The sequence below is a fragment of the Stagnihabitans lacustris genome, assembly GCF_025950525.1.
Lineage (GTDB): Bacteria > Pseudomonadota > Alphaproteobacteria > Rhodobacterales > Rhodobacteraceae > Stagnihabitans.
Genome location: NZ_JAPDGS010000010.1, coordinates 16,954 through 42,171, shown reverse-complemented (window position 1 = coordinate 42,171; position 25,218 = coordinate 16,954). Strand labels below are relative to the sequence as shown.

The 25,218-nt window shown below is 64.9% G+C and carries 20 protein-coding genes and 1 pseudogene; 13 read left to right on the top strand and 8 right to left on the bottom strand.

Going from position 1 to position 25,218, the window contains the following annotated elements:
- Positions 1-71 precede the first annotated feature (71 nt).
- From NX862_RS17435 to NX862_RS17390, 10 genes are all read left to right on the top strand, one after another.
- A complete protein-coding gene (locus tag NX862_RS17435) occupies positions 72-2,390 on the top strand; it encodes a response regulator (protein WP_264495215.1) in 2,319 nt (772 codons plus the stop codon).
- A gap of 127 nt (positions 2,391-2,517) precedes the next feature.
- Positions 2,518-2,709: a hypothetical protein gene (locus NX862_RS17430; RefSeq protein ID WP_264495214.1), complete on the top strand. Its 192-nt coding sequence runs from the start codon at positions 2,518-2,520 to the stop codon at positions 2,707-2,709.
- 120 nt (positions 2,710-2,829) lie between these two features.
- Positions 2,830-3,546, top strand: a complete 717-nt coding sequence (locus NX862_RS17425) for an OmpA family protein (RefSeq protein ID WP_264495213.1) — start codon at positions 2,830-2,832, stop codon at positions 3,544-3,546.
- A gap of 298 nt (positions 3,547-3,844) precedes the next feature.
- A complete protein-coding gene (locus tag NX862_RS17420) occupies positions 3,845-4,372 on the top strand; it encodes a hypothetical protein (RefSeq protein ID WP_264495212.1) in 528 nt (175 codons plus the stop codon).
- Positions 4,373-4,409: 37 nt separating this feature from the next.
- The gene (locus tag NX862_RS17415) at positions 4,410-4,844 is read left to right on the top strand and encodes a hypothetical protein (RefSeq protein WP_264495211.1); all 435 of its coding nucleotides are present in this window, start codon (positions 4,410-4,412) and stop codon (positions 4,842-4,844) included.
- 24 nt (positions 4,845-4,868) lie between these two features.
- On the top strand, positions 4,869-6,239 hold the full coding sequence (locus NX862_RS17410) for a CsgG/HfaB family protein (protein ID WP_264495210.1): 1,371 nt from the start codon (positions 4,869-4,871) through the stop codon (positions 6,237-6,239).
- A 130-nt stretch (positions 6,240-6,369) separates the two neighbouring features.
- On the top strand, positions 6,370-7,113 hold the full coding sequence (locus tag NX862_RS17405) for a hypothetical protein (protein WP_264495209.1): 744 nt from the start codon (positions 6,370-6,372) through the stop codon (positions 7,111-7,113).
- Positions 7,114-7,173: 60 nt separating this feature from the next.
- Entirely contained in the window at positions 7,174-7,953 is a 780-nt protein-coding gene (locus tag NX862_RS17400) for a hypothetical protein (protein WP_264495208.1), read from the top strand.
- Positions 7,954-8,043: 90 nt separating this feature from the next.
- Complete coding sequence (locus NX862_RS17395; protein WP_264495207.1) at positions 8,044-8,757, top strand: hypothetical protein; 714 nt, start codon at positions 8,044-8,046, stop codon at positions 8,755-8,757.
- A 195-nt stretch (positions 8,758-8,952) separates the two neighbouring features.
- On the top strand, positions 8,953-9,282 hold the full coding sequence (locus tag NX862_RS17390) for a hypothetical protein (protein WP_264495206.1): 330 nt from the start codon (positions 8,953-8,955) through the stop codon (positions 9,280-9,282).
- A 761-nt stretch (positions 9,283-10,043) separates the two neighbouring features.
- On the opposite strand, the gene NX862_RS17385 is transcribed toward NX862_RS17390, so the two are convergent.
- Positions 10,044-10,322, bottom strand: a complete 279-nt coding sequence (locus NX862_RS17385) for a hypothetical protein (protein WP_264495205.1) — start codon at positions 10,320-10,322, stop codon at positions 10,044-10,046.
- Positions 10,323-10,817: 495 nt separating this feature from the next.
- Here NX862_RS17385 and NX862_RS17380 point away from each other — a divergent pair, with 495 nt between their 5' ends.
- Entirely contained in the window at positions 10,818-12,089 is a 1,272-nt protein-coding gene (locus NX862_RS17380) for a prolyl oligopeptidase family serine peptidase (protein ID WP_264495204.1), read from the top strand.
- A 37-nt stretch (positions 12,090-12,126) separates the two neighbouring features.
- Here the strand turns inward: NX862_RS17380 and NX862_RS17375 are convergent, their stop codons facing one another.
- A complete protein-coding gene (locus NX862_RS17375) occupies positions 12,127-15,171 on the bottom strand; it encodes an efflux RND transporter permease subunit (RefSeq protein ID WP_264495203.1) in 3,045 nt (1,014 codons plus the stop codon).
- Entirely contained in the window at positions 15,168-16,319 is a 1,152-nt protein-coding gene (locus NX862_RS17370; protein WP_264495202.1) for an efflux RND transporter periplasmic adaptor subunit, read from the bottom strand. The genes NX862_RS17375 and NX862_RS17370 overlap by 4 nt, the downstream gene beginning before the upstream one ends.
- Before the next feature lie 210 nt (positions 16,320-16,529).
- Here NX862_RS17370 and NX862_RS17365 point away from each other — a divergent pair, with 210 nt between their 5' ends.
- On the top strand, positions 16,530-16,988 hold the full coding sequence (locus NX862_RS17365; protein WP_264495201.1) for a GbsR/MarR family transcriptional regulator: 459 nt from the start codon (positions 16,530-16,532) through the stop codon (positions 16,986-16,988).
- A gap of 2 nt (positions 16,989-16,990) precedes the next feature.
- Here the strand turns inward: NX862_RS17365 and NX862_RS17360 are convergent.
- The 5 genes and pseudogenes from NX862_RS17360 to NX862_RS17340 form a co-directional block, all read right to left on the bottom strand.
- Positions 16,991-18,103 (bottom strand): annotated as a pseudogene (locus NX862_RS17360) (ABC transporter permease).
- A 1-nt stretch (position 18,104) separates the two neighbouring features.
- Positions 18,105-20,807, bottom strand: coding sequence for a ribosome-associated ATPase/putative transporter RbbA (gene rbbA / locus NX862_RS17355; protein ID WP_264495200.1), 2,703 nt, complete (start codon positions 20,805-20,807; stop codon positions 18,105-18,107).
- Between the two features lies 1 nt (position 20,808).
- A complete protein-coding gene (locus tag NX862_RS17350) occupies positions 20,809-21,816 on the bottom strand; it encodes an HlyD family secretion protein (protein WP_264495199.1) in 1,008 nt (335 codons plus the stop codon).
- 290 nt (positions 21,817-22,106) lie between these two features.
- Entirely contained in the window at positions 22,107-23,165 is a 1,059-nt protein-coding gene (locus tag NX862_RS17345; RefSeq protein WP_264495198.1) for an ROK family transcriptional regulator, read from the bottom strand.
- A gap of 19 nt (positions 23,166-23,184) precedes the next feature.
- On the bottom strand, positions 23,185-23,832 hold the full coding sequence (locus NX862_RS17340; RefSeq protein ID WP_264495197.1) for an SGNH/GDSL hydrolase family protein: 648 nt from the start codon (positions 23,830-23,832) through the stop codon (positions 23,185-23,187).
- Between the two features lie 288 nt (positions 23,833-24,120).
- On the opposite strand from NX862_RS17340, the gene NX862_RS17335 reads away from it, so the two are divergent.
- Positions 24,121-25,197 (top strand): substrate-binding domain-containing protein, encoded by a 1,077-nt coding sequence (locus NX862_RS17335; protein WP_264495196.1) that lies wholly within the window; start codon positions 24,121-24,123, stop codon positions 25,195-25,197.
- Positions 25,198-25,218: the final 21 nt, after the last annotated feature.

Here is a 25,218-nt window from a genome sequence, read left to right as displayed (position 1 = left end):
ACCGGGGACAGCTTGCGGTCAGCCTTGTCACAGCCATCGCCATCTTTATCGTTGTCTCTTTGACATGGCGGATGGGCTTCCATTTCGACGACTATGTCGATGCCTCGCTGGACAGCACGGCCTGGACGCTGTCGCGGACCGAGAACGAGGCCCTGCGGCTGGACTTCGAGCTGGACTTGGCCAATCACCATCCGGAGAAGTCGCTTGAAACCGCAAGGCAGCGCTTTGACATCCTGTACAGCCGCATCATGACGATCACCGAGGGGCGGGCCTTGGGGGGTGTGGACAGCGGCGGCGCCATCGAAGGGCTGCGGCGCGCGCTGCGCGACTATCTGGCGCAGGCGGTCCCGTTGATGGACGGCGACGAGCGGCTTTTGCGCGGGGCGCTTTTGGATTTGATGGTCAAGACGCGGATCTTGTCCGACACGATCCGCCGGGTCTCGATCACCGTCATGCAAGAGATGTCCCAGATCGACGACATCCGACGCGCGCGGTTCCAACGGCTGGTCTGGGGGTCGCTTTGTGCCGCGTTGACGGTGATCGCGGCGCTGTTCCTTTGGGCGCGGGCGCTGCAACGGCTGCGGGTCGTGGCCGAAGACCGGGCGGCGCAGATCTCGCGGCTGGCGGCAGAGCGGTCGCAGATCATCGACGCCTCGCTGGACCCGATCATCGTGCTGGATCAGGCCGGGCGGGTCAAACGCTTCAACCCTGCGGCGGCGCTGGTCTTTGGCTGTGAACGCGAAGCCGCGGTCGGGCTGGACTTTGCACAGCTCCTCAAGGCGCAGGACCTGACGCGGCTTCTGACCTCGGCCCAGGGGCGCGTCGAGGCCCAAGCCATCCGCCACAGCGGCGAGAGCTTCCCGGTAGAGCTCTCGGTTTCGCGCAACGAGACGGAAGGCGGGCTGCATTTCACGGTCTTTCTGCGCGACATGTCTTTGCGGGCCGCGCAGGAACGGGCGATTGTCGCGGCCCGGGATGCGGCCTTGGCCAGCGACAAGGCCAAGTCGGATTTCCTGACCGTGATGAGCCACGAGATGCGCACCCCCCTGAATGGCATCTTCGCAGCGCTGGAGGTGATGGAGCGTGACGCGCCCTCGCCTTGGCTAGCGGCGGCGCGCTTGGGGGCCGCCCAGATCCTGGACCAGGTGAATTCCGTCCTTGACCTTACCGCTGCCAACGCGGACGGGATGGCCATCAAGAGCCAGTCCTTCGACCTGCGCCGGACGGTCATGGACGAGGTTGACCGCCTGCAGCCCCTGACGCGGGGCAACCGCATCGAAGCGGCTCTCCTGAACGACCTTCCGCCGCTTTACGGCGATCCGCTCCGGCTGGGTCAGGTCCTGCGCAGCCTGGTGGCGAATGCGCTGGCCGTCTCGGAGGCCGCCGCAATCTTGGTCGAGGCGGAGGTGATCGAGGTTCTGCAAGGGCAGGTCGTGTTGGAATTCCGCGTCAGCGACAGCGGGCCAGGCATCCCGGAAGAGGATCAACAGCGGATCTTCCACGAATTCGTTGGCGTCGATCCCGGTTGCGACCACAGCCACGGCGGCATCGGGCTGGCGGCCTGTCGCCGGATCGTCGAAGCCATGCAAGGCGAAATCGGCGTCGAAAGCGCGCCGGGTGAGGGCAGCTGCTTTTGGTTCCGCCTGACGCTGCCGCATGGGCAGGACATGGCACCGCCGGGGACCGAAGTCCTGCTGGTCGAGGACAACGACATCAACCGTGTCGTGGTGGCCGAGCTTCTGCGCGGCCTTGGTCACGTCGTAACGACCTGCTGCGATGGACAAGAGGCCTGCGACCTGGCCCGGGCCCGGCGCTATGACGTGATCTTGATGGATATCTCCATGCGCGGCATGGACGGCGTGACCGCAACGGGTGTGATCCGGCAAAAGGGTGCCTCGCGGGACACCCGCATCATCGCGCTGACCGCCCATTCCCTGCCCGCAGATTTGGAGCGCTTCCGGGCCGCGGGTTTTGACGCCCATCTGGCCAAGCCGGTGACGCGCGACGCCCTTCGGCTGGTCTTGACCGCTCAAGGACATACTGAGGCCCCTGCGCCGGAGGACCAGGGGCTTCCCTTCAACCCGGACCGCTGGCGCGAGCTTGGACAGGCGCTTGGCGACAGGGGGAGGCGCGGCCTGGTCGACAACTTCCTGACCTGGGCCAAGGCCCTGCCGGAGCGCCTTGCTGCGACCTCCGAACAGGACCCGGCCTTCCGCGAGCTTCTGCATGAGGCCATCGGGGTGGCCGCGACGCTTGGGCTGGAGCCCTTGCATGCGATGCTGCGGCAGCTGCACGACGGGCCTCGGTCCAGCCTTGTGACGAGGGGCGATTTCCTGGGCCACCTGGACCATGTCGCAACCGCGGTGCGGCGGTTTCACCCGGTGCCCTGACAGGAGAGGGGCGGCGGGTGCGCTTTGGGTGCAAATGGTCTCTTTGGATCGCGGCTGATCGCCTTTTGATCCGTTGCAACGGAAATCCTCTTGGACGCATCGTCTGGCGCAACATCAGGAGGAAAACATGTTCTGGGATCAAGAAGCCACAGGCCCCGACCTGATTGATTGCACCGTCAAAACCCCCGCGGTCAGGCCTGAAGACCGCGCCGCCGCGGGTGAGGCCCCCCGCGCGTCCGTGACCCTGACGCCAGCGAACCTGTCCCACGCAGCGGATGCGGCTGCACAATTTCAACTGCGCTATGCCGAAGCAGTCTGATTGGCGAAGCACTGAAGCGTTGATCCGGGATACTTTCGATTGATTGACCTGGCCCATTGCACGCGCCTAGATCACGAAAACGGTACGCCGTAAAATAAACCGAAAGACTCAGGTGAGCAGATGGCTGTTCGAATAATCAAGGCACTGGCCTTGTCCCTTTTTGCACTTTCGGCGCATCCCGGTATGGCGCGCGATTGCAAGCTGACGGTGTATTTCGGGCTTGACCAAGACGATTTGTCCCCCGACATGCAATATGTTTTGGCGACATTCGTGGCCAATAATCCTCGGGCCTATGGGTCGGTGATTGGTCATACGGATGCCTTGGCGTCGCAGGCCTATAATATGGATCTGTCGAAACGGCGCGCGATGACGGTGATCAACTTCATCGAGCAGTTCAAAAGCAATTCGGTCAGTCTGGCGACGGATTGGCAGGGCAAGATGAACCTCGCGGTCAATGCACCGGGCTCCGAGCCGCTGAACCGGCGTGTCGAGGTCTATTACCGCAACTGCGCCCCCTTGGGTCGCATGCCGGCGGTTCTGCAGGACCATGTTTCGCCCGAGTCGGCGCCAGAGCATACCCGGCCGTCCCGGGAGTCGTCGGCAGCAAGTGCCGGTTCTGGAATGACTTCGGCGTCAAGCAGCTCTGCCACCGGTGCTGCGGCAGCAACTGCGGGCAACGGTGAGGCATCGACCTCGGCGAGTGGCAAGGACTGGGCCGCATCCGCTTCGGCCGGGCCGGAGGGCGCCTCCACCTCGGTCAGCGGACCCGGTGGGGCCAGTGCGGCAACGGCCGGCGGTGGAACGACAGCGGTATCCGTCTCCGGCACGGGCGGCTGATCTTCCGCCTTGACATGGTCAAAAGAACGCGCCTGCGAATACCACACCGGTTTGATCTCCGGGGTGGTATTTTAATTCTGGGATCAGTCCATAGATTTATGAACGGCCCGCTGATACCGCCTTTGCCAGTCCCACTGGCAGCTTTGAACGGGTACTTCCCGGCCCAAGGCCCCCGGTAACTCCTTGATCCATTGCGCTGACTATCTTCGGATAGGTGAAATTATCCATGGGAACTTTGCGCTATCCGCGCCGCCATGTCAGTAAATCGAGAGAGCATTGATAAAGGTCGGAATCAATCATGCGTGCTGCCGCGGCGCTTCGTTTTCTATGTTCGGCCTCGATCACCTTGCCGGTGATTTTGGCAGGCTGCACCGATCCGCAGGGGCAGATGCAGGTTGGCCGTGCGCTGTGCTGGCAGGATGTCGGGGCGACGGACATCGCCTGCACCGAAGTCATGCCGGAGGGCAGGACTGTGTTCGCTCCGACCGGCGCGGGTGGGTCTCATGCGGTGTCCGGGGCAGGCACCGCGCCGCGCACCACGTCGAACCTGGCCCAATCGGCAGCCCACCCGAGCGGTGGTCAGGCCGTCGCGAGGTCGGCCTCCGCGGACGAGGGTGTGACCTCGGCCGCGCAGTCCGGCCCGACCGAGGCGGCAGCGGCCGCCGCGGGATATTTCGGCGCCAACGCCGCGCGATCGACGCCCAAGGAGGCAGCGGCCGCCTCGGCAAACGGCAGCGGCGGGACAGCCGTGTCTTACACGGTCGACGGCAAGGGCTATGCGGTCAGCGTCGGGGAAAACGGAATCGCAATCACTGAACTGAACTAAAAAAGCACACAAAAACAATAATATGGCGGAATGGCAGATGAAAGCAGTATTCGGAGTGATCTTGGCGCTGTTCCTTGGCGGGGCAGGGCAGTGCTGCCATGCGCAGGCCTATAGCTCGACCGGCTCCAGCTGGTCTTCGTCCTGGGGCTATGCCACCGCCGCCGACCGCAGCCTTGGCCTTGCAACCGCGCAGGCCATCGCGGCCAAGCGCGTCGAACCGCAGGCGCCGATCTACAACACCTGGAACACCACGAACACCACAAGCTCTGTCGGTTCGATGAACACCGGGACCACCAACATCGAAGTCACCGGCGACCAGAACACCGTTTCGGCGACGAACAGCGCCGACAACACCGGCTGCGTCGACGGCAGCCTGTCGACCTCGACCGTCGAGGGGGTGAACGCCTTTCCGCTGGGCCCGCTTGACTTGTCCGCCCTTGGCTTGGGCGCGACGGCTGCGTGCCCGGGCTGACGGTATAAAATGAAGAACAAACACATGCGATGGCGTGCGATCCCCGCGCTTTTGGTCCTGACCGGATGTTCCTACATCTCGGCAGCTTTCACGCCCCGTGACCAGAACCTTGACCTCGTGCAGGGGCCTCCGATCCAGGACGTCGTGACCGCCTTTGACCGGGCGTTGACCTGCTTGAACGGCAAGGTGCCGCGCAACGTCATCTTTGGCGTCGGCACCGTGGTCGATTCCACCGGCAAGGAAAGCTACGCCGACGGCAATGCTGGCAAGTTCGTCACCCAGGGCGCCGGAGAGATGGTGCAATCGGCCCTCTTCAAGGCCGGGGTCTCGGTGGTCAACCGGCGCGACGACGCGATCATGGTCTCCGAGACCAATTGGGGTATCCGCGACATCACGCGCCAGGTGCCGGTCAACTTCTATGTCTCGGGCAGCATCAACAGTCTGGACTTCATTCCCGGCGGCGGCTTTTCGGCACAGGTCGCCGGGATCGGCCCGCGCTATCGCCAAAGCCGTATCCTGGTGGCGCTGGATCTGACGATGACCGATGCCTACACGGGTCGGATCGTCGCCAATATCCCGCTGCAAAAGCAGATTTTCACCAGCGAGATCGGCGGCAGCGGCAACAACTTTTTTGGCGACACCTTGGTGCAGATGGACGCCGGGGGGATGCAACGCGAGGCGATCAATTTCGCCCTGCGCCAGATGATCAGCCTCGCGACCTTTGAAGTCCTGGGTCAGATCATGGACCAAAGCAGCCTTGCGCCGTGCAAGGCCCTGATCGGCTTCGAGGATGGTGGCATCACGGCTTCGGGGACGGCGGACCCGCAGGCGCTGCGCGATGCCATCGCCGCGATGAATGACACGGGGACCGAAGACGCCCGGCCGCTGTCGGTTCCGGTCCATACGGCGGCGCCCCCGGCACCCCAGGGGCAACCCGCGGCGGCAGCGCCCGGGGCCGCCGCTCCGGCGGCGCCGCCCGTCAGTCCGGCGGCCTTCAAGGCGGAAAAGGCGACGACCGCCGCGACGATGGCCATTCGCGCCGCCAACGACTCCATGGCGGCGACCGACACCAAGACCGCCATCGAAAAGGCGGCCGAGGCGTTGAAGCTGTCGAACCTGTCCTTGCTGCTGCTGAAAGAGGCGGCGCAAGAGGGCTTTGGCGGCGATGAGGGCGAGGTTGCGGCGGTGGTCGTGCAACAGGCCCTGCAGGCCGCCAAAGAGGCCGGGACCGCCGCCGCCAAGCGCGCGCAAGGCGAGCAGCCGGGCGACAAGCCCGCGCCGGACGCCGAGGGGCCTTCGGGGACCGCTGGCGCCGCACCGGCTCCGAAGACCGCACCCGCTGTTCCCGCGCCGGGCAGCCTGGGCGCGCAACAAAAACCCGGGGGGCTCTATTGAGGCGCCTCCTCCAAGGAATTTCGCAATCCTGCCGTCAAGAACTGGCGCCAGGTGAAACGGGCCCCAACCCCCAGCCCGAAATCGTAACGCTGCCGGTGGGGGCAGCGACACACCAACTGTTGAGGACAAGATGAAGAATCTTCTCGTTTCTACCGCTATCCTGGCCGCCCTGTCGGGCACCGCTTTCGCTCAGGCCGTCGATCCGGCGACCAACCACACCGTCTCCGACTCGCAGCAGTCGCAATCGCTGCTGTCGGGCCTGCTGGACAATGCGACGGCGCTGTCGGCCAGCCTGTCGAACATCGCCGAGAACCTGAACGCCGTTGACGGCTCGATCAACGTCACCACCGGCCGCGACTATGCGGGTCTGGCTGACGGCATCGGCGCCCTTTCGTCGAATGGCGACATTCCCTTCGGCTCGTTCAGCCAGGTGAATGCCGCTGTCTACGCCCAGGACCTGCCCGCCAACCTGCTGACGGTTCTGAACCCGACGATCCTGTCGCTGGGTGATCTGTCGACCACCGCCATCGGCGCGATGCAGTCGGGCTCGATCACCGGCACGATCAATGCCGGCGGCATCGTCGACCGCGTTTCCACCACGGCAGAAGCCTCGACCACCTCGGCCACTGCCATGGCGGAAAACTTCGGTGGCATCTCGGGTCTGGTCTCGTTCCAGAACATCGCGGTGAACTCGGGCGACGTCAACGGCTCGGTCCAGATGTCGATGAACGACGTCAACGCCACGATCGGCAAGATCGGCACCACGGCCATCGGCGCGATGGGCTCGGGCAGCCTGACCGCGACGATCACCGGCAACATGGCGGCGACCCAAGGTTCGACCGCGGGCATCGTCACCGCTTTGGTCGGCAACTAAGCTCAACCGTCGCGCCACGGCCTCTCGTGGCGCGACATCCTTTCAACTTGTGAGGACAAGATGAAGCATCTTCTCGTCTCCACGGCGATGCTGACCCTGCTGGCCGGAGCGGCCTTTGCGGCCACCGGCGACGACCCGGCGACCAACCACGCCGCCCCGTCGTCTTCGCAGGATTCGGCTTCGCTTTTGGACAATCTGCTGGACAATGCAGCCAACCTCTCGGCCAGCCTGTCGAACGTGGCAGAGAACCTGAACCACGTCGACGGTTCGATCAACGTCACCACCAGCCGCTCTTTCGACGGCGTGGCGGCGGGGATCGACGCGTTGAACGGGCTGGATTTCCCCTTCCAGTCCTATAGCCAAACCAACGCCAACGTCTTTGCCCGCGACCTGCCGGATTCGGTGCTGCGCGTGCTGGACCCGACGATCCTGGCGCTGGGAGATCTGTCGACCACCGCCATCGGTGCGATGCAGTCGGGTTCGATCACCGGCACGATCAACGCCACGGGCATCGTCGACCGCGTGTCGACGACGGCAGAGGCCTCGACCACCTCGGCCACTGCCATGGCGGATAGCTTCGGTGGCATCAGCGATCTGGTCTCGTTCCAGAACATCGCGGTGAACTCGGGCGACGTCAACGGCTCGGTCCAGCTGGCGCTGAACGACGTGAACGCCACGATCGGCAAGATCGGGACCACGGCCATCGGCGCCATGGGCTCGGGCAGCCTGACCGCGACGATCTCGGGCAACATGGCGCATGTCGACAACTCTGCCGTCGGCATCATCAATGCCCTGGTCGGCACGACGCCTCCGTCGCCGCCGCCGGGTCCGACCCCGTGAACTTGGGTCCTCTGATGGGCGTTCCGGCGCCCATCAGGCTTTCGCCTGTCCCCTTTCAGACCCCGACCCCTTTCAGACAAGGACGCCACCATGGCCGGTACGCTGACGAAAGCGGTTGTCCTATTGGGGCTTGGCGCCGCCACGGCCTCGGCAAACCCCGGCCCGCACCCCCAAGAGCTGCTGAGCGCCCTTCTGAGCCAGGCGGCCGCCTTGACGGCAAGCCTGACCAATGTCGCCGAGAACCTGGGGCAGGTCAAAGGCTCCGTCGTGATCCAGACCCGTCACACCAGCGCCGACCTTGTCGCAGAGGTCGATGCGCTGATCCATGGCGAGACCCTGGCCAGCGTCAGCCGGATCGCCCCGGGGATTCGGGCGTCGCAGCAGGGGGAAGGGGTCTTTGACCTGTTCAAGCCCGCGACGCTTGCCAGTGGCGAGATCACGACCACCGCCATCGGGGCCCTGCAATCGGGCGCCTTGATCGGCTCGACCGGTACGACGGGCACGGTCGACACCTCCGGCCTGGCGGGCCGGGTGGTTCTGCTGACCGAGGGGGCGACGGCGCGGGCCGAACAGAATGGCTCGGTCGCGGGCGCCGTCATCTTGCAGAACGTCGCCGTCAACCTGGGCGATATCGACGGCAGCGTCCAGATCACGCTGGCCGACACGCAGGCGCGCTTGGGGCAGGTCGGCACGACGGCAATCGGGGCGATGGAAACGGGGATGCTGACGGCCTCGCTGACCGGAAACATGGGTGAGGTTACAGACGCCGCCGCCCACCTTGTGGCGGATCTGGTCGGCCCCTGAAAGTCGCTGTGGCGCAGGCAGGGGCCATGACCGCCCGGCCCGAAGTCTCGTTGGACAGGGCGCGATGCTCTTTCGAGAGGCAGGCAGCACTTAGGCACTGTGCACCGGAGTGGCGGTTTGTGGCAAACTCGACCTCTGTGTTTGCATGCCCTTCCGGCGCGGCCCCTTTCGACACCCTTCAGACGAGACGATGTGATGAACTTTAGTCTGCGCCCCCTCTATCAATCCCGCAAGCCCACCGATGTCACGCTGTGGCGCCTTGGCGACAGGCTCTGCGCGGCGGATGAGGTTCAGGCCCGGATCAAGGCTTGGCATCGCAAGAACTTCGACTTTCCCGGCACCTTCTATTTCGGGACCTTCGGGTCCCCGGACGAACGGCGTGTCCGGGTCCTGGACCCTTCGGCGCTGGATCGGGTGCTGGACCGCTATCGGGCCGAGGTTTCGGCCGATGAATGGGACGCCTTCGTCCATGAGATCCTGGGCGCCGTTCGGGTTGCCGCGACGGTCTGCGGGTCTTGCCCCTAAGGTCCTGCGCCAGGGTGCCGCCCGGGGGTCTTTCTGCGCGGCCGCCTCCCTGGCGACGGGACGCGCCGGCCTCGTGTCATGCATGGATAAAAGGCGCCCGGATGCTTGGGGACATCCGGGCGAGGCGGGCATTCTCTTGGGGACATGCGGAACGCCAGTCACCTGGCAGTGAGGTGACCCGAACCGCCGTGCCTCCCTCACTTCAGTGGGCCAATTGCCCTCGGTGACGATTACGCCTTTGGTCAGTGTCGCTGTCCTGCCTGTTCTTCGCAACTGCGCGGAAGGCACTGCGACGGCGGCAAAAGAGAACGCAGGGAAACGAAAGTAGAGACCCGAGGCCCTGTGTGACGATCCACGCAGAACTGACCCGGGTATGGCCTGATTATGGAATCTGCCCTGAGCCCCGTCTTCCCTCCGGGATTGGAGAGGGCCCTTGGCTTGCTGGCCGGGCCTCTGCGGTCCACGTAGGTCGGGATCAAGTCATCGGTCGGGACGTTGGTCCGGCCGATGACTTGGGTGGCGGGCAGGGGGCTTTCCGTCCGGATCGGGTCGAAGGGTTGGTATCTCTGGGTCCAGCTCTCGCGTGACCCCCAAGAGGTGCGTCAGACCAGAGATTCGTCAGACTGGCCTGACTGTTCAGGTCAAACAGCAGAACGCGGTAGCCGCGCAGACCCGGAAGCTGGCCGAAGGCGTCACCGTCGAGTCTTGGCAGACCCACCCTTGCGGTTGAAGACCCTCCGCACCCGGGCCCGCGCATCAGGTCAGCGATGCGGGTATCCTTCCGGCTTCATCCGCCCGGGCGCGCGCAGCACCTTCTGCGCTTCGACCATTTCGGCGGCTGTGAAACACCGCCGATTGCCACCTTCCAGCGCACCTTCGGGGAAACCCTCGGGGTTTGACGCGTGGTGCCGGAAAGGGCTCAGGTTGATCCGCAGAAGGTCGGCCGCCTCACGCATGGCAAAGCGCCGAAGGTTCTCTCGGCCGTGGCGGAATGTCTCCTGCAGATGCGCACGCAGACGGCTGCCGAGCCGCTTGGGCATGACGTGACGTCTCTGGTATGCCTTTATCCCGCTCATCGGCTGCCTTCGGGGATTTGTGATTTCCTGAGCACTGCTTGATCCACAAAAACACTTGAGCGGTGTTTCCGTGTTGAGGGAGGCTCAAGCGGATGAGGAAAATCTATTTGAAAAGAATGGCTTGAAGGAAGACGGGGGGCCTGTTTGCAATTTGTGCGCAGGTCCCGAGGGGCCACAATAGGGGTTCGCCCCTCCTGGGCTTTGTCCTGCCGGCGCCTTTGTGCATAGACCTCGCCCTTGCGCGGCGGGTCGACGGGTTCTGCGACATTGGACCCTTCTGCTTCGGTCATCCTGGAAAATCGGATGATGACGGGGCTGCGAAGCCTATGATCTTGCGCAGCAGATCGACACTGGGGTCTTCTGCCCCTGCGTCCCCCACATTTTTCGCAAATCGACCGCCTTTTTGACCGGGCGTTGCGACGGACTAAACCCTTTGCGCCGTATGACGCGCAAGCAATGATGGAGCTTTCCCCTATGATGCGTCGCAGCTTTCTTCTGTCCGGGCTTGGCCTGACCGTGGCCGCCCTTGTCCCGGCTTTGGCCGCCGAGGCGCCGCCCTATATCCTGGGCGCCACGGCCATCACCCAGGTCTTTGGCGCGGGTCAAAGACTGGTCGGCGTGGCGATCCAGCAAGACCGCCCCGTGACGGCCGAGGCCCTGGACCCCACGCTTTACAGCGTCGAGGGGCGGACGATCACCCGGGTCTATGCCTCCTCCGCCCCGGGGGTCGCGGATGCCGCGGGGGCCTGGATCACGCTGGACCTTGCGCCCGAAGACGCGGGCGCGGCGCTTTTCGTCACCACCGGGCGCACGACGCAGCGGCTTCCCTCTGCGACCACCGTGACGATCACGCCGAAGGGCGAGGTCAAGACCGAAGGCCCGCCGGATTTCAACACGATCCCGCGGTCGATCCCCACCAATGCTGCGCGCAACCTGGTGGTCGATGACTTTACCGCAGAGGAGTTCCGCGATCCGCAGACCGGCGACACCCTGGCCTATAACCTTTACGTCCCCAAGACCGCCACGGGGCCGCTGCCGCTGGTGATCTTCATGCATGACGCAGGCAATACCTCGCCTGTGGTGGATACGACGCTGGTGCAGGGCTTGGGCGCGGTGTCCTGGGCCAGTCCCGAGGATCAGGCCCGCCATCCGGCCATCGTGCTGGCGCCGCAATTCGCGGCCCAGACGGTGAATGACGGCTCGGAGGCCTCGTCGCTTTTGGACACCACGCTGCATCTGATCGAAGAGATCGCCACCCGCTTTGGCGTCGACCGCAACCGGATCTATACGACCGGGCAATCGGGCGGCGGGATGATGTCGATTGCGATGATGGTCAAACAGCCTGACCTTTTCGCGGCCGCTTTCCTTGTGGCCTGTCAATGGGATCCGGCGGTTGTGGCGCCCCTGGCCAAGCAAAAGCTGTGGGTCGTGGTGGCCGAGGGCGATGCCAAGGCCTTCCCCGGGCAAAACGCCATCATGGCGGTGATCGAGGCCGAGGGGACGGCCTATTCCCAGGCCCTCTGGGACGGGACCTCGGCCGATTTTGCAGGCGTCGTGGCCGACCAAGTGGGGCAGGGGCTTTCGGTGAATTACTCGGTCCTGAAAAAGGGCAGCGTGGTGCCGGCGGATCAAGAGGATACGCCCGGGTCGAACCACATCAACACCTGGCGCATCGCCTATGACATCCCCGGCATCCGCGACTGGATCATGGCCCAGACCCGGGGATCGTAAACCTCCGGGCGCCGATGCCCTTTGGTCGTCGGCGCCCTTAGCCTGCCCTTGGTCGGTTCGCGCCCAGCCGGTGAACCAGGATCGACCGGCTGTGGTCCTTGACCCGGTCGATGACGCTGAACAGCGAGGGGACGAACAGCAGCGACAAGAGCGTCGACAGGATCAACCCGCCGATCACCGCCACCGCCATCGGCGCGCGGAACTCTCCGCCGGTGCCAAGCGCCAGGGCCGAGGGCACCATGCCCGCCACCATGGCGATCGTCGTCATGATGATCGGCCGGGCGCGCTTGTGGCAGGCGTCCAGCATGGCGGCGTTCTTGTCCACGCCTTTGGCCATCGCATCCAGCGCGAATTCGACCAGCATGATCGCATTCTTGGTCACGATCCCCATCAGCATCAAAAAGCCGATGACCACCGACAAACCGATCCCCGCGCCGTAAAGATACAGCGCAAAGATCGCGCCGCCGATGGCCAGGGGCAGCGACAAAAGGATGGTCAGCGGCGTGACAAAGCTGGAGAACAAGAGCACCAGCACGACATAGACCAAAAGCACCCCCGCCCCCATCGCCAGGCCGAACTGGCCAAAGATCTCGCCCATGACCTCGGCATCGCCCGCGCTTTGCAGGCGGGTGCCCTCGGGCATGGATTGCGCCAGCGGCAGGGCGTCGATGGCGGCGGTGGCCTCGCCCAAAAGCGCCCCGGGGGCGAGGTCGGCTTCGACCGTGGTGCGGAACTGGCGGTCATAACGCGTGATCGTGCTGGACCCGGTCGACAGCGTCGCATCGGCCACCACGCCCAGCGGGATCGGCGCGCCGGTGCTGCGCGGCACCCGCAAGTCACCGATCAGCGACAGGTCATCGCGCACATCCTGCGACAGGCGCACGACGATCGGGATCTGCCCCGTGCCGGTGTTGAACTGCGCCACATTGGTGCCGCTGTCGCCCAGCGTGGCGATGCGGATCGTCGAAGCCAGCGCCGAGGCCGTCACGCCCAGCTCTGCCGCCAGCTCTGGCTTGGGGGTGATCCGGATCTCGGGTCGGGCCAGCGCCGAGGAGGCCGAGGCGCCGGTCACCTCGGGCAGGGCGTTCATTGCCTCGGACAGCGCGCGGGCGGCCTCGGTCGTGGCCTCAAGCCGGTCGCCCAGGATCGACAGGCTGATGTCGCGCGCGCCGCTGTCATTCATCACCCGCAAGCGCACATCGGGGAAATCGGCCAAAAGCCCGTCCAGCTCGGCCTGGATCGTGGCGGCAGAGCGGCTGCGGCTGGCCTTTTGCCCCAGGTTCACCAGGATATTGGCCTTGGTCCGCGTGGTGGCCTCGGCAAAGACGCTGGTCACTTCGGGCACCTGGCGGATGATTTCTGTGACCTTGCGGGCGGCCAGACGGGTGTCGTTCAGGCTGGAGCCCGGCGGCAGTTCGACCGAGATATTGACCGCGCCCTTGTCCGAGGCCGGCACGAATTCGGTCGGCAACAGCGTGGCGGAAAAGATCGAGCCGGCAAAGATCGCAAGCCCGCCCAGCAGCGTCACGGTCCGGTTGTGCAGCGTCCAGGTCAGGACCCGCAGATAGGTGCGCATCAAGGCGCCGTCGGGGGCCTCGTGCTGCGAGACGCTGTCGCGCAGGAAATAGGCCGAAAGCATCGGCGTGATCAGCCGCGCGACCAACAGCGAAAACAGCACCGCCACCGCCACGGTCAGGCCGAATTGCTTGAAGAACTGGCCCGCGATGCCCGACATGAAGCTGACCGGCAGAAAGACCGCCACGATGGTGAAACTGATGGCGATGACGGTCATGCCGATCTCGGAGGCGGCTTCCTCAGAGGCCTCATAGGCCGGTTTGCCCATATGGATATGGCGGACGATGTTTTCGATCTCGACGATGGCGTCGTCGACCAGGATGCCGGTGACGAGGGTGATGCCCAAAAGCGAGACGGTGTTTAGAGAAAAGCCCAGGTAATTCATCACGATAAAGGTCGGGATGATCGACAGCGGCAGGGCGGCTGCCGTGATCAGCGTGGCGCGCCAGTTGCGCAAAAAGCCAAAGACCACGATGATCGCCAGCACCGCGCCCTCGTAAAGCGTGCCCATGGCGGACTCGTAATTGCCCGCCGTATAGACCGTCGCATCGTCGATCAGCGAGAAGCTGACGCCGGGATAGGCCGTTTGCAGCGCAGCAATCTGTGCCTTGGCATTGTCGCCCGCCACAAGGTCGCTTTTGCCCGTCGCCCGATAGACGCCAAAGGCCACAACGGGCTGCCCCTCCAGCAGGGCGAAACCCTCGGGCTCTTGCGCGCCGTCGCGCACCGTGCCCAGATCGTCCAGCCGCAGGCTGCGCCCCGAGGCCAGGGTGATCGGCGTGGCCCGCAGCGCCTTTACCGTCTTGACCGCGCCAAGCGCCCGGATCGAAAAGGTCTGCCCCGCCAGATCGCCCGACCCGCCGCCCATATCGACATTGGCCAGCCGCAACTGGCTGTTCACATCCGAGGCGGTCAGCCCCAGCGCCAAAAGCCTTGCGGGGTCAAGGTCGACCTCGATCGCCCGCTCGGCCCCGCCCAGACGGGTGACTTTGCCCACGCCCTCGGCCCCCGCGATGTCGCGGGCCACGACGTCATCGACAAAGGTCGAAAGCTCTTCGATGGATTTGGTCGGGTCCGAGACGGCATAGGTCAGGATCGCCCGCCCCGTCACATCGACCCGCGCCACCACCGGGTCAGAGGCCGCTTCGGGCAGGTCGCTCTTGGCGCTGGTGACGGCATCCTTGACGTCGTTCAGCGCGCGGTCGGTGTCGGTTTCCAGGCTGAATTCCACGGTCAGGCTGGCCAGGCCATCGCTGGCCGTGGCGGTGACGTGATCAACCCCCGTCACATCCGAAATCGCCGATTCCAGCGGCTGGACGATCTGGGTCGCGATCTCGGCCGGGGCGGCGCCGGATTGGCTGACGCTGACCGAGATGATCGGGATATCGACATTGGGCATCTCCGTCACCGGAAGCCCCTTGAAGCTGACCCAGCCGATGATCGTCAGAACCAGGAACAGCGCCAGCGAGGGCACGGGCGTGCGGATCGCCCAGGTTGACATGTTCATTCGGCGGCCCCTTCGGTGATCGTGTTGACCGCGTCGCCCTGCGAAAAGAAGGCCCCGGCGCGGGCAATCACAAGGTCGCCCTCGGCCAAGCCCGAAAGCACCTCGCGCGCGTCTTGCCACAAAAGACCGGCCGTCACCGGCACATGCGAAACCACGCCATCCGTGACGCGCAGGACATAGGTCCCCGCGCTGTCGGTCTGGATCGCGGCGGCGGGGATGGTCAGGGCCTGGTGCCGAAGGGTCTCGATCGTGCCGCGGGCGAAAAGCCCGGGGCGCAGGCCGGCTTGGGGGGGAACCTCGATCGTCACCTTGGCCATGCGGTTGGCGGCATCGACCGTGGGGGCAATCCGTGTGACCGTGCCGGTGACGGGGCCGATGCTGGCGATGTCCAGCGCGACCGGGTTGCCGATGGCCAGGCCAGCCAGCGCGGTTTCGATCACCTCGCCCTCGACATCCACGGCGCCGCCCGCGATCAGCCGGTAAATCGGCTCGCCGCCCGAGGCCGCTATGGCGCCGATCTGGCCGTTGCGGGCCGAGATGATGCCCGCGACCGGCGCCGTGATCTGCGCATGTTCCAGGTTCAGATCGGCCAGGTCCAGTTGCGCCTGGGCCTGGTCGCGCTGCGCCTGGGCAACCGCCAGCCCGTCCTTGGCCGAAGCCAGCGCCGCCCGCGCCTGTTCGGCCGCAGCCACCACGGTGTCAAGGTCGGCCTGGGTGGCCGCGCCCCGATCCTTCAGCGCCTGGACCCGGGCCAATTGCGCCTCGGCCTGGGTCAGGCCGGCCTGGGCCGTGGCAATCTGGCTTTGCGCCTGCGAGATCGCCGAGACGGTCCGGTTCAGCTCTGCCTTGGCCGTGGTCTGCTGCACGACCAGATTGCCGGTGGCCAAGGTCGCCAGCACATCGCCCGCCTGGACTTGATCGCCCACCTGCACCGTCAGGCTTTCGATGCTGAAACCGCTGACCTGCGGAAAGATCAGCACCTCATCCCGCGCGACCAATGAGCCTGTCACATAGACCTGCGCCACCACCTCTGCCGTCGTGGCAGGCGCCACGGTCACGGTCGGGATCTTGGCCGTCTGCGCCAGGGTGATCATCGGCATAAGCGCCAGTCCCAGGGTCCAGGCGGCAAGGCTGCGGGGAAAGGGCATGACAGGTCTCCGGTCTGGTTTGGTCTTGGATAGGGCAAGGCGGGGGATAGGGCAGGGCGGGGGCGTCCGTCAACTTGTTTGTTTAGCATGGACTGAACAAACAAGTTGATCTAAAGTGATCCAAGGCCCTCACGATGTTTGCAGTCTTGCGGACGAATCTGAATGAACTATGACCCAAGGGCCGAAAATTTGCAGGGGATAAGTCGGGGCATGCGGGATCAAGCCGAGGTTCGGGAGGAATTCATCGAGAAGGTCGGCCTGTTCCTGCAATCGGACGGCGTGCCGCGTATTGCGGGGCGGGTCTTTGGCCTGTTTCTCTTTGACGGCGAAACCCGGTCCTTTGGCGATTTGGTCGCCGAACTGCAGGTCTCCAAGGCCTCGATCAGCACCGCGACCCGCATCCTGGAGGACCGCCGGCTGATCAAGCGGGTGGGGCGGCCGGGCCAAAGGCAGGACTTCTTCCAGCTGATCGAGAACCCCTATCCCGACATGCTGAAAACCCTTGCCGCCGGTCTGCAAAAGACCCGGGCCGAGATCGACGCCTCGCTGTCCGAGATCGACCCGCAGAACACGGGCGCCGCCAAGCGTCTGGCGCATTACGCCAGGTTCTATGGTGTCATGGTCGCGATGCTGGACGCGGCCGCAAAGGATCTGGCCGCGAAAGGCTGACCCTAACCCCCCGCGACCGAGCGGCGGAACAGCACGAGGCTCAGCACCAGGAAGGCGCCGCCCAGAAGGAAGGTCCAGAGGAACTCGGGCCAGACCATCGACAGATCCGCCCCGCGATAGGTGATCGAGATGGCGAAATCCATGTAATGCCGCGACGGCAGCAACCAGGTCAGGGGCTGCAACCAGGCGGGCTGGCTTTCCACCGGGGTCGATCCGCCCGACAAAAGCATCATCGGCATGATGACCAGCAAGATCAGCAGCGCGAATTGCGCCATGGTCCGCGCCAAGATCCCCAAAAGGATGCCGATCGAGGCGGCGGCAAAAAGGTAAACCACGGTGCCGCCCAAAAGCAGGGCCTCGGAGCCCGCGAAGGGGACTTGCAACAGGCCCTAGACCACGGTGAACAGCGAAAAGCTGAAGGCCAGAAAGATCACCAGCCCATTGGCCAGGACCTTGGAAAGCGCGATTTCGGTGGCGGTCAGCGGCATGACAAGCAGATGTTCGATCGTGCCGTGTTCGCGCTCGCGGATCAGGGCGGCGCCAGTCAGGACGATGGTCAGCATCGACAGCTGGTTCAAAAGCCCGGAAATCGCCCGCAACCAGACCTCGGTGCCGGCAGGATTGAAGGACCGGCGCACCACCAGGTCCAGGGCCTGCGGGCTTGCGACATCGGCCCGGGCTGCGAAACGGGCGATCTCTTGGGTGAAGCTTGCGGTCAGATAGCCCACCCCCACGGCCGCGGCCTGGGTCTTGGTCGCGTCGATGTTGATCTGCAAGGCGGGCGCGCGCCCGGCCCGGACGTCGGCCTCGAAGCCATGGGGGATCACCACCACGAAGGTCGTCTCGCCCCAATCCATCAGGCGGTCGATCTGATCGGCCGTCGTGGTCTGCGGCGTCAGGTAATGCGGCGGATAAAGCGCCGTCTGCAAGGCGCGGCTGAGGCTTGAGCGATCCTCGTCGACGAAGGTGACGGCGGCTTTGGACAGGGTCTCGGGGGCGCTGGTGCTTTCGATATAGATCCCCGGCCCAAAGGCATAGACCACCAGAACCAGCAACAATGCATCGCGCCACAGGCTGCGCAGCTCTTTGACGGCAAGCCAGAAGATGTTGCGCATCCTATCGCTCCTGCTTGGTCAAAAGCAGGCTGGCCAGGCCCAGAAAGACCGGGCCAAAGGCCGCGATCACGAGGATGTTGCCTGCCAGCGCGGCAAAGCCCAGACCCTTGGCAAAGGCCCCCAGGCTGATCTGCATGAAATAGGTCGCGGGCCACAACTGCCCCATCACCCAAGCCGCGCCCTCCAGCGTGTTGACCGGCTGCGTCAGCCCCGAGAATTGCACCGTGGGCAGCATGGCCAGCACCATCGTGGCAAAGACCGCCGCAACCTGGCTGCGGACAAAGACCGCGATGATCAGGCCAAAGCCGGTCGAGGCAAAGACATAGGCCAATGCGCCCAGCCCCAGGGCCAGGCCCGATCCCTTGAGCGGCACGCCAAAGACGAGGACGGTCATCGCGGTCAGGATCACCCAATTGGCAAAGCCCACAGCGATATAGGGCAGCTGCTTGCCCAAAAGGAACTCCAGCCGCGTCGTGGGGGTGACGTAAAAGTTGGTGATCGTGCCGACCTCGCTTTCGCGGGCGACCGAGACCGCCATCAAGATCGCGGGAAACAGCATCAAGAGGATCGCCGGCACCGCCGGGGCGATCGAGGGCAGCGAGGCAAAGCTGGGGTTATAGCGATAGCGCGGCGCAATCGTGACCAGCGCCGTCGCGCGCAGACCCGCAGCCCTGGCCCGCGCCGTCAGGAACCCGGCATGGACACCTTGCACATAGCCCTCGATCACCGCGGCCCTTTGCGGGTTGGCCCCGTCGATCCAAGCGGCAACCGAGGTCTTTTGCCCCGAGGTCAGCGCGCGGCCAAAGCCTGCGGGGATCTCAAGCCCAAGACTCGTCTCGCCCGTCACCATGCGACGTTGCAGATCGGCTTCGCTGGTCAGATCGGCCTGGCGGGTGAAATAGGACGAGCCCTCGAATTCGGCCAGATAGGCCCGGCTTTGCGGGCTCTGGTCCTGGTCCAGCGCCGCAAAGCGCAGATTCGACGTATCGGTCGAGATGCCGAAGGCAAAGAGCAGCATCAGCACCATGGAGCCCAAAAGCGCAAAGGCCATCCGGACCCGGTCGCGCATCAGCTCCAGCATCTCGCGACGGGCGACGGCGAAAAGCCGGGTCAGGCCGGGATGGGTCTGGATGCCGGGCAGGGATTGCGGACTTGCCGCCGGCGGGGGGCTGACCTCGGCCTCTGCGCTGGCCGCCCGGATCTGGCGGATGAAGGTCTCTTCCAGCGAGCCGCCCCGGGCCAGGTTTTCGGGCGTATCATGGACCAGCACCCGCCCGGCATGCATCAGCGACACCCGGTCGCAGCGCATCGCCTCGTTCATGAAATGCGTCGAGATAAAGATCGTGACCCGGTCCTGCCGCGACAGCCGCACCAAAAGCGCCCAAAAGCCATCGCGGGCCACCGGATCGACGCCCGAGGTGGGCTCGTCCAGGATCAGCATCTCGGGGCGGTGGATGATCGCGCAGGCCAGGGACAGCCTTTGGCGCAGGCCCAGCGGCAGGTCGGCCGCAAAGCTGTCGGCAAAAGGCAGCAGGCCGAAATCCGCGAGAAGCTCGGCGATGCGCGGGGCGATGGTAGGCCCGTCCAAGTGAAAAAGCCGCGCATGCAGGTCAAGGTTCTGGCGCAAGGTCAGCTCGCCATAAAGCGAGAAGTTCTGCGACATGAAGCCCACACGCTTGCGGGTCGCAAGATTGCCCGCATCGGCGGGGCTGCCAAAGACCAGCGCTTCGCCCGAAGTGGCAGGCAAGAGCCCGGTCAGCATCTTCATCGTCGTGGTCTTGCCGCAGCCGTTCGAGCCCAGAAAGCCAAAGATCTCGCCGCGTTCGATCTGAAAGCTGACATCGCTGACGGCGGTGAAATCGCCAAAACTGCGGGTCAGGTGGCGGGCGACGATGGCGGGGCCGCCGTCTTGCCGGACAAAGGCCGGGATGGTCAGAGCCGCGCCCCGGGGCTGTTTCTCGGGCGGCAAAAGCGCCACGAAAGCCGCCTCAAGCGTCGCGGTCCCGGTGGCCGCGCGCAGCTGGGCCGGAGAGCCGGTGGCCAGGATGCGCCCTCCATCCATCGCGGCCAGCCAGTCGAAACGCTCGGCCTCCTCCATATAGGCGGTCGAGACCAGGACGCTCATCCCCGGGCGGTCCTTGCGGATCGCCGCGATCAGCTCCCAGAACTGCCCGCGCGACAGGGGGTCGACCCCGGTTGTGGGCTCGTCCAGGATCAGGAAATCCGGGTCATGGATCAGCGCGCAGCACAGGCCCAGCTTTTGCTTCATCCCGCCCGAAAGCTTGGCTGCGGGGCGGCTGGCAAAGGGCGCAAGGCCGGTGGCCTGCAAAAGCCTTTCGGTGCGGCGCGCGCGCTCGGGCGCGTCATGGCCAAAAAGCCTGCCAAAGAAATCCAGGTTCTCTTGCACGCTGAGATCGGCATAAAGGTTCTTGCCCAGACCCTGCGGCATATAGGCGATGCGGCGAAAGGCGCTGTCGCGGTGGCTGCGCTCGGCCATCGAGCCGCCCAGCACCTCGACCTGGCCGGTCTGGATCCGCCGCGCCCCGGCCAAAAGCCCCAGAAGCGTCGATTTCCCCACGCCATCAGGCCCGATCAGCCCCAGCATCTGCCCCGCTGGCAGGTCCAGCGTCACATCCGAAATCCCGACCGCCTGGCCGTAGACATGGCCAAGGCCCGCCACCCGGGCGACCCAAAGCGGCGTCATCTCAATTCCCCGGCAGGGCGGCTGCGGGGATCGGCTGGCCCACGAATTGCGCGGGCCAGGCCATGTCCTCGGCGCCCGAAAGCTTGATGAAAGCCTCGCCCCGGACCCCGGTCTTGACCTGGTCGATATAGGCCTGCACCAGCTCTTCGGGCAGGCGGACCTTGACGCGGAACATCAGCTTTTCGCGCTCGCTGGCGGTTTCGACCTGTTTGGGGGTGAATTGCGCCTCGGGAGCCACGAAGCTGACATAGGCCGGGATCGCATAGTCGATGCTGTCGATGCGGATCCGCGCCTCGGCGCCGATGGCGGTGGCGGCGGCCTGGTCCGCGGGCAAGAAGATCTCCATATAGACCTGCGAGAGGTCCAGCACGGTCAGCACCTTGCCGCCCGCAGCCAGGATCTCGCCGGGTTGGGCCAGCCGGTAAAGCACCCGCCCCAGAACCGGAGATGTCAGCGTCGCGTCCGCGATCTGGGTCTTGTATTGGCCGACCAGGGCATAGGCCGCCTCGACGCTGCGCTTGGCGGTGTCCAGTTGGGCAAGGGCTGAAGCCAAGGTCGCCTCGGCCGTGTCCAGCGCGGCCTTCTTGGCATCGCTTACCGATTGGCTTTGGACGCCGCGTTGGGTCAGCTCCTGGGCGCGGTCATGCTCTTGGGCGGCATAGGCGCGCTCGGCCTGGCGTTGCGAGATCAGCGCCTGAACCTGGTCCACCTGCGCCTCGGTCCCCTTGGCCTCGGCCTCGGCGCGGGTCAATTGCGCCGCAAGATCGGCGGTGTCGATCACGGCCAGGACCTGGCCTTGCTGCACCAAGGCGCCCTCCTCGACCTGGACCTGGGCCACGCGGCCGGCGATCGTGGTGGCGATGTCGATCTCTTCGGCCTCAAGCCGGCCATTGCCCGAGGCAAGTCCCAAGGGCAGGCTGGAGATGCTGGCCTGCCACCACGACCAGCCCGCCGCGGCAAGTGCCGCAAGGATCAGGGCGCCAACGACAAGGGGGCGAAGGGATTTCATGGCAAGTCTCGCGCGTCAGGGAACAGTGTTTCGGGGCGATCAGGGTCTTGGGGCGGAAGGTGCCACGAATCGAGCGCAAGACTTTGATCAGGATCAAGAACTGCCCGGTTGCCGTAGGGTCAGGTTGGTCGGGGCTTGGTGGCAGGAGGCGCATTGCTCAAGGTTTGAACACAGGTAGGCCCCTGATGTGAGCAGCCGCCTTTTCCCCCGGCCCGTCTGGGGCAGGATCACACTTTGGTGCCGCCAAGTCCGGTTCATGGCGACCGGGTCAGCGCCAACAAGGCCAAGTCTTAGATCAAGAACCGGGACGAGAACGCCAGGCTCGCGGCGCCCACAGCTTTGGGCGCCTGGGCCACCTCGCCCACGACGCCTTTCAAGGCCCCAAGCGTGTCGCACAACCCCTCGATCAGCGGGCGCGGCAGATAGGACGAGACGACGACGGTGTCGACCTGCACGAATTGGTTGGCCTGTGCCGCCTTGTCCTGGATCAGGGCGCCGCAGTCTTCGATCCAGGCTTGGACCGGCGCATCGGTCGCGGGCCCCAGGGCGGTTTTCCAGAACTCCGCGCTGGTCGCCGCATTCGACCCCAGCCGCCGTTCAAGCTCCAGCAGACCCACATCATAGCTGGCATTCACCCCGCTGCGCAGGATGTGGTGGTTCAAGATCAACCGCGAATGGACATGGGCGCCGACGTAAAAGAACAGGTAGTTTTCCAGCGGTCGCGCCGCCCCGAACATGCTTTCCCCCGCCGCAGCCGAGGTCACGTCGTTTTGCACGAAGACCTCAAGGCCCAGCGTCTCCAGCTGGCCTTGCAGCTGGGCCAGCTCGGGCGAATCCTCGAACCCGTCGGGCAGGGCCAGACCGATCCCCGCGATCCGGTCCTGCTTGCGTTTGGGCAAGGCGCGGATCAGCCCCGAGACGGTCGCAAAGATCTGCGGATGGACATGGTGATATCCCAAAGTCTCATGCGCCAGTTCGGCCGAGGCCGTGACATGGCCCAGAAAGTCGATCAGCACGACATCGGTCTTGCGAAAGCCGACGCTGATCCCCACCGCGCTGACCCCATCGGCATTCAGCGACACCGGAATCGTCGGCGGCCCGACCCGGCCCTTTTGCGCCTCGCCGCTGGCGATCAGGCCCTCTTTCTCCATCGAGCGCACGATGACCGAAACCGTCTGCGCCGAAAGCCCCGACTTTTCCCCCAAGGCCATCCGCGACATGCCGCCATGACGCAACAACAGCGACAGGACCAGCCTTTCGTTGTGACCCCGCACCGAGACAGCATTCAGCCCCGCCGAACGGTCGGCGATCCTGATCGGATTCGGAGGGGCAAAGCGCATGTCGGGCATGGGAAACCTTTGTCAAAAACTAATCGGCGGGCCAGCCGATGGCCTGGACCTCACGCGCCAGGGCCTGGCCCAGGGCGGCATGGGCGCTGGCCCCAAGGTGGAAGCCATCCGCCGGATCACAGGCGCAAACCGTTGCGGCGTCGAAGAAATGCACCTCCAGCGAATCCGCCATCACCTCGAATTCCAGGCCCAGGCGATGCGACTTTTCCGGAGCGCCGTCAAAGATCGAGGCCCATTCCCGAAGGTCCTCCAGCATCGGCGGCGGGGCCACGATCATGATCTCCGGCACATGGCCGCCGCGGCCCGGCATCAGCTCTTTGGTGTCGTGGACCAGACAGCCGATCCCCATGGCAACCTCGGAGGCCGGCTGCGAGAAGCGCCGTTTCAGGTCGTTGGTGCCCAGCATCAGAATGACCAGATCGACCGGAGCATGGCTTTGCAGGCAGGGTTTCAGATAGCGGCGGCCGTTCTTGTGCTCGCCCTCGATCGGATCGTCGCGCACGGTGGTGCGACCGGACAGCCCCTCTTCGATGATGTGCCAACCCGGCCCCAGTTCGGCCTGCATCACCCCCGGCCAGCGTTGATCCCAGCCGAAACGGTCCAGCGGTCCCCGGCCCGGGATCTGGCCGTAGGTGTTGGAATCTCCAAAGCAGAGGACAGTTCTCATGGCCGGATCTTTCACACGTTCCCCCTTCTTTTGCCAGCTTGGACAAGGCCGCGCAAGCCCGGGATAGATATTCATTCACTCTGACTAAGTTGATCCGTCACTCTGAATAATTATTGACAGGCAGGCGAATCTGCGCACATTTACCCCAAGGGAGACCGCTGCAAAGCCCATCCCGGCGGTGAGGAGATCGCTTGAAATTCTGACGACATGACGCCGCAGGCCCCCCGGTCTGCGGGTCTGAAACCCACGGGCCAAAGCGCCCGAAACGCTATCCAGAGGGAGGATACCATGCTGACACGTCGCCTTTTCTGCGGGCTGGCTGCCCTGACGACCACGACGATCCTGGCGGGCCGCGCCTTTGCCGTGCCCAGCCTTGTGCTGATGGACGGTGTGACGCCCAATCCCGACAACACCACGGTGATCGAGGCCGGCAAGTTCAAGAAAGACGGCCCCTGGGTCATCGGCATGAGCCATTTCGGCGTCAACGCCAACACTTGGACGGTTCAGGTCTCGCATGAGGCGGATTTCGCGGCCTCCAAAGAACCGCGGATTGCCAAGTTCATCACACTGGACGCGGGCTTTGACCAGAAGAAGCAGGTGGCCGACATCGAGGACCTGATCGCGCAAAAGGTCGATGCGATCATCGTCATGCCGGTGTCGTCGACCTCGGCCAACGCCAGCATCGAAAAGGCGGTCGCGGCGGGGATTCCGGTCGTGCTGCACACCGGCCGCATCGACTCGGATGCCTTCACCGTCGAGATTCAGGGCGGGGCCGAACATTTCGGCAAGGTCATGGGCGACTGGCTGGTGAAAAAGGTTGGCAACGACGGCAAGATCTGGGTGCTGCGCGGCTTGGCGGGCCATCCCGAGGATACCAACCGTTACAACGGCTTGATGCAGGCGATCGAGGGCACCAACATCCAGATCGTCGCCGAAGAGCATGGCGATTGGCAATATGACAAGGCCAAAAGCCTGTGCGAGACGCTGTTCGTCTCGAACCCCGAGGTGGATGGCATCTGGTCCTCGGGCGCCGACATGACGCGGGCCTGTGTCGATGTCTTCAAGTCGTTCGGCACGGCGATCCCGCCGATCTCGGGCGAGGGCAACAACGGTTACTTCGGCCAGTGGCTGGCGGATGGCTTTGACTCGATCTCGTCGGAATATAGCCCGGCCCAGGGTGCGGCAGGCGTGCGCGCCGCCATCGCGCTGTTGGAGGGCCAGGAGCTTTATCACAGCTATGGCTATCACCCCGAGGGCTGGGACAAGGACAAGGCCGCGAAATTCTACCGCGCGGACCTGTCGGCCAATGTCTGGTGGCCCAGCGAGCTGTCCGAAGAGCTGTTGCAGAAGCTTTACGCCAAGTGATCGGAAAGGGCGGGGGCAACC

Excerpts from the sequence above, each read along its gene's own strand:
- NX862_RS17435 (WP_264495215.1), top strand. The coding sequence starts at position 72 with ATGGGCTTCCATTTCGACGACTATGTCGATGCCTCGCTGGACAGCACG.
- NX862_RS17430 (WP_264495214.1), top strand. The coding sequence starts at position 2,518 with ATGTTCTGGGATCAAGAAGCCACAGGCCCCGACCTGATTGATTGCACC.
- NX862_RS17425 (WP_264495213.1), top strand. The coding sequence starts at position 2,830 with ATGGCTGTTCGAATAATCAAGGCACTGGCCTTGTCCCTTTTTGCACTT.
- NX862_RS17420 (WP_264495212.1), top strand. The coding sequence starts at position 3,845 with ATGCGTGCTGCCGCGGCGCTTCGTTTTCTATGTTCGGCCTCGATCACC.
- NX862_RS17415 (WP_264495211.1), top strand. The coding sequence starts at position 4,410 with ATGAAAGCAGTATTCGGAGTGATCTTGGCGCTGTTCCTTGGCGGGGCA.
- NX862_RS17410 (WP_264495210.1), top strand. The coding sequence starts at position 4,869 with ATGCGATGGCGTGCGATCCCCGCGCTTTTGGTCCTGACCGGATGTTCC.
- NX862_RS17405 (WP_264495209.1), top strand. The coding sequence starts at position 6,370 with ATGAAGAATCTTCTCGTTTCTACCGCTATCCTGGCCGCCCTGTCGGGC.
- NX862_RS17400 (WP_264495208.1), top strand. The coding sequence starts at position 7,174 with ATGAAGCATCTTCTCGTCTCCACGGCGATGCTGACCCTGCTGGCCGGA.
- NX862_RS17395 (WP_264495207.1), top strand. The coding sequence starts at position 8,044 with ATGGCCGGTACGCTGACGAAAGCGGTTGTCCTATTGGGGCTTGGCGCC.
- NX862_RS17390 (WP_264495206.1), top strand. The coding sequence starts at position 8,953 with ATGAACTTTAGTCTGCGCCCCCTCTATCAATCCCGCAAGCCCACCGAT.
- NX862_RS17385 (WP_264495205.1), bottom strand. The coding sequence starts at position 10,322 with ATGCCCAAGCGGCTCGGCAGCCGTCTGCGTGCGCATCTGCAGGAGACA.
- NX862_RS17380 (WP_264495204.1), top strand. The coding sequence starts at position 10,818 with ATGGAGCTTTCCCCTATGATGCGTCGCAGCTTTCTTCTGTCCGGGCTT.
- NX862_RS17375 (WP_264495203.1), bottom strand. The coding sequence starts at position 15,171 with ATGAACATGTCAACCTGGGCGATCCGCACGCCCGTGCCCTCGCTGGCG.
- NX862_RS17370 (WP_264495202.1), bottom strand. The coding sequence starts at position 16,319 with ATGCCCTTTCCCCGCAGCCTTGCCGCCTGGACCCTGGGACTGGCGCTT.
- NX862_RS17365 (WP_264495201.1), top strand. The coding sequence starts at position 16,530 with ATGCGGGATCAAGCCGAGGTTCGGGAGGAATTCATCGAGAAGGTCGGC.
- rbbA (WP_264495200.1), bottom strand. The coding sequence starts at position 20,807 with ATGACGCCGCTTTGGGTCGCCCGGGTGGCGGGCCTTGGCCATGTCTAC.
- NX862_RS17350 (WP_264495199.1), bottom strand. The coding sequence starts at position 21,816 with ATGAAATCCCTTCGCCCCCTTGTCGTTGGCGCCCTGATCCTTGCGGCA.
- NX862_RS17345 (WP_264495198.1), bottom strand. The coding sequence starts at position 23,165 with ATGCCCGACATGCGCTTTGCCCCTCCGAATCCGATCAGGATCGCCGAC.
- NX862_RS17340 (WP_264495197.1), bottom strand. The coding sequence starts at position 23,832 with ATGAGAACTGTCCTCTGCTTTGGAGATTCCAACACCTACGGCCAGATC.
- NX862_RS17335 (WP_264495196.1), top strand. The coding sequence starts at position 24,121 with ATGCTGACACGTCGCCTTTTCTGCGGGCTGGCTGCCCTGACGACCACG.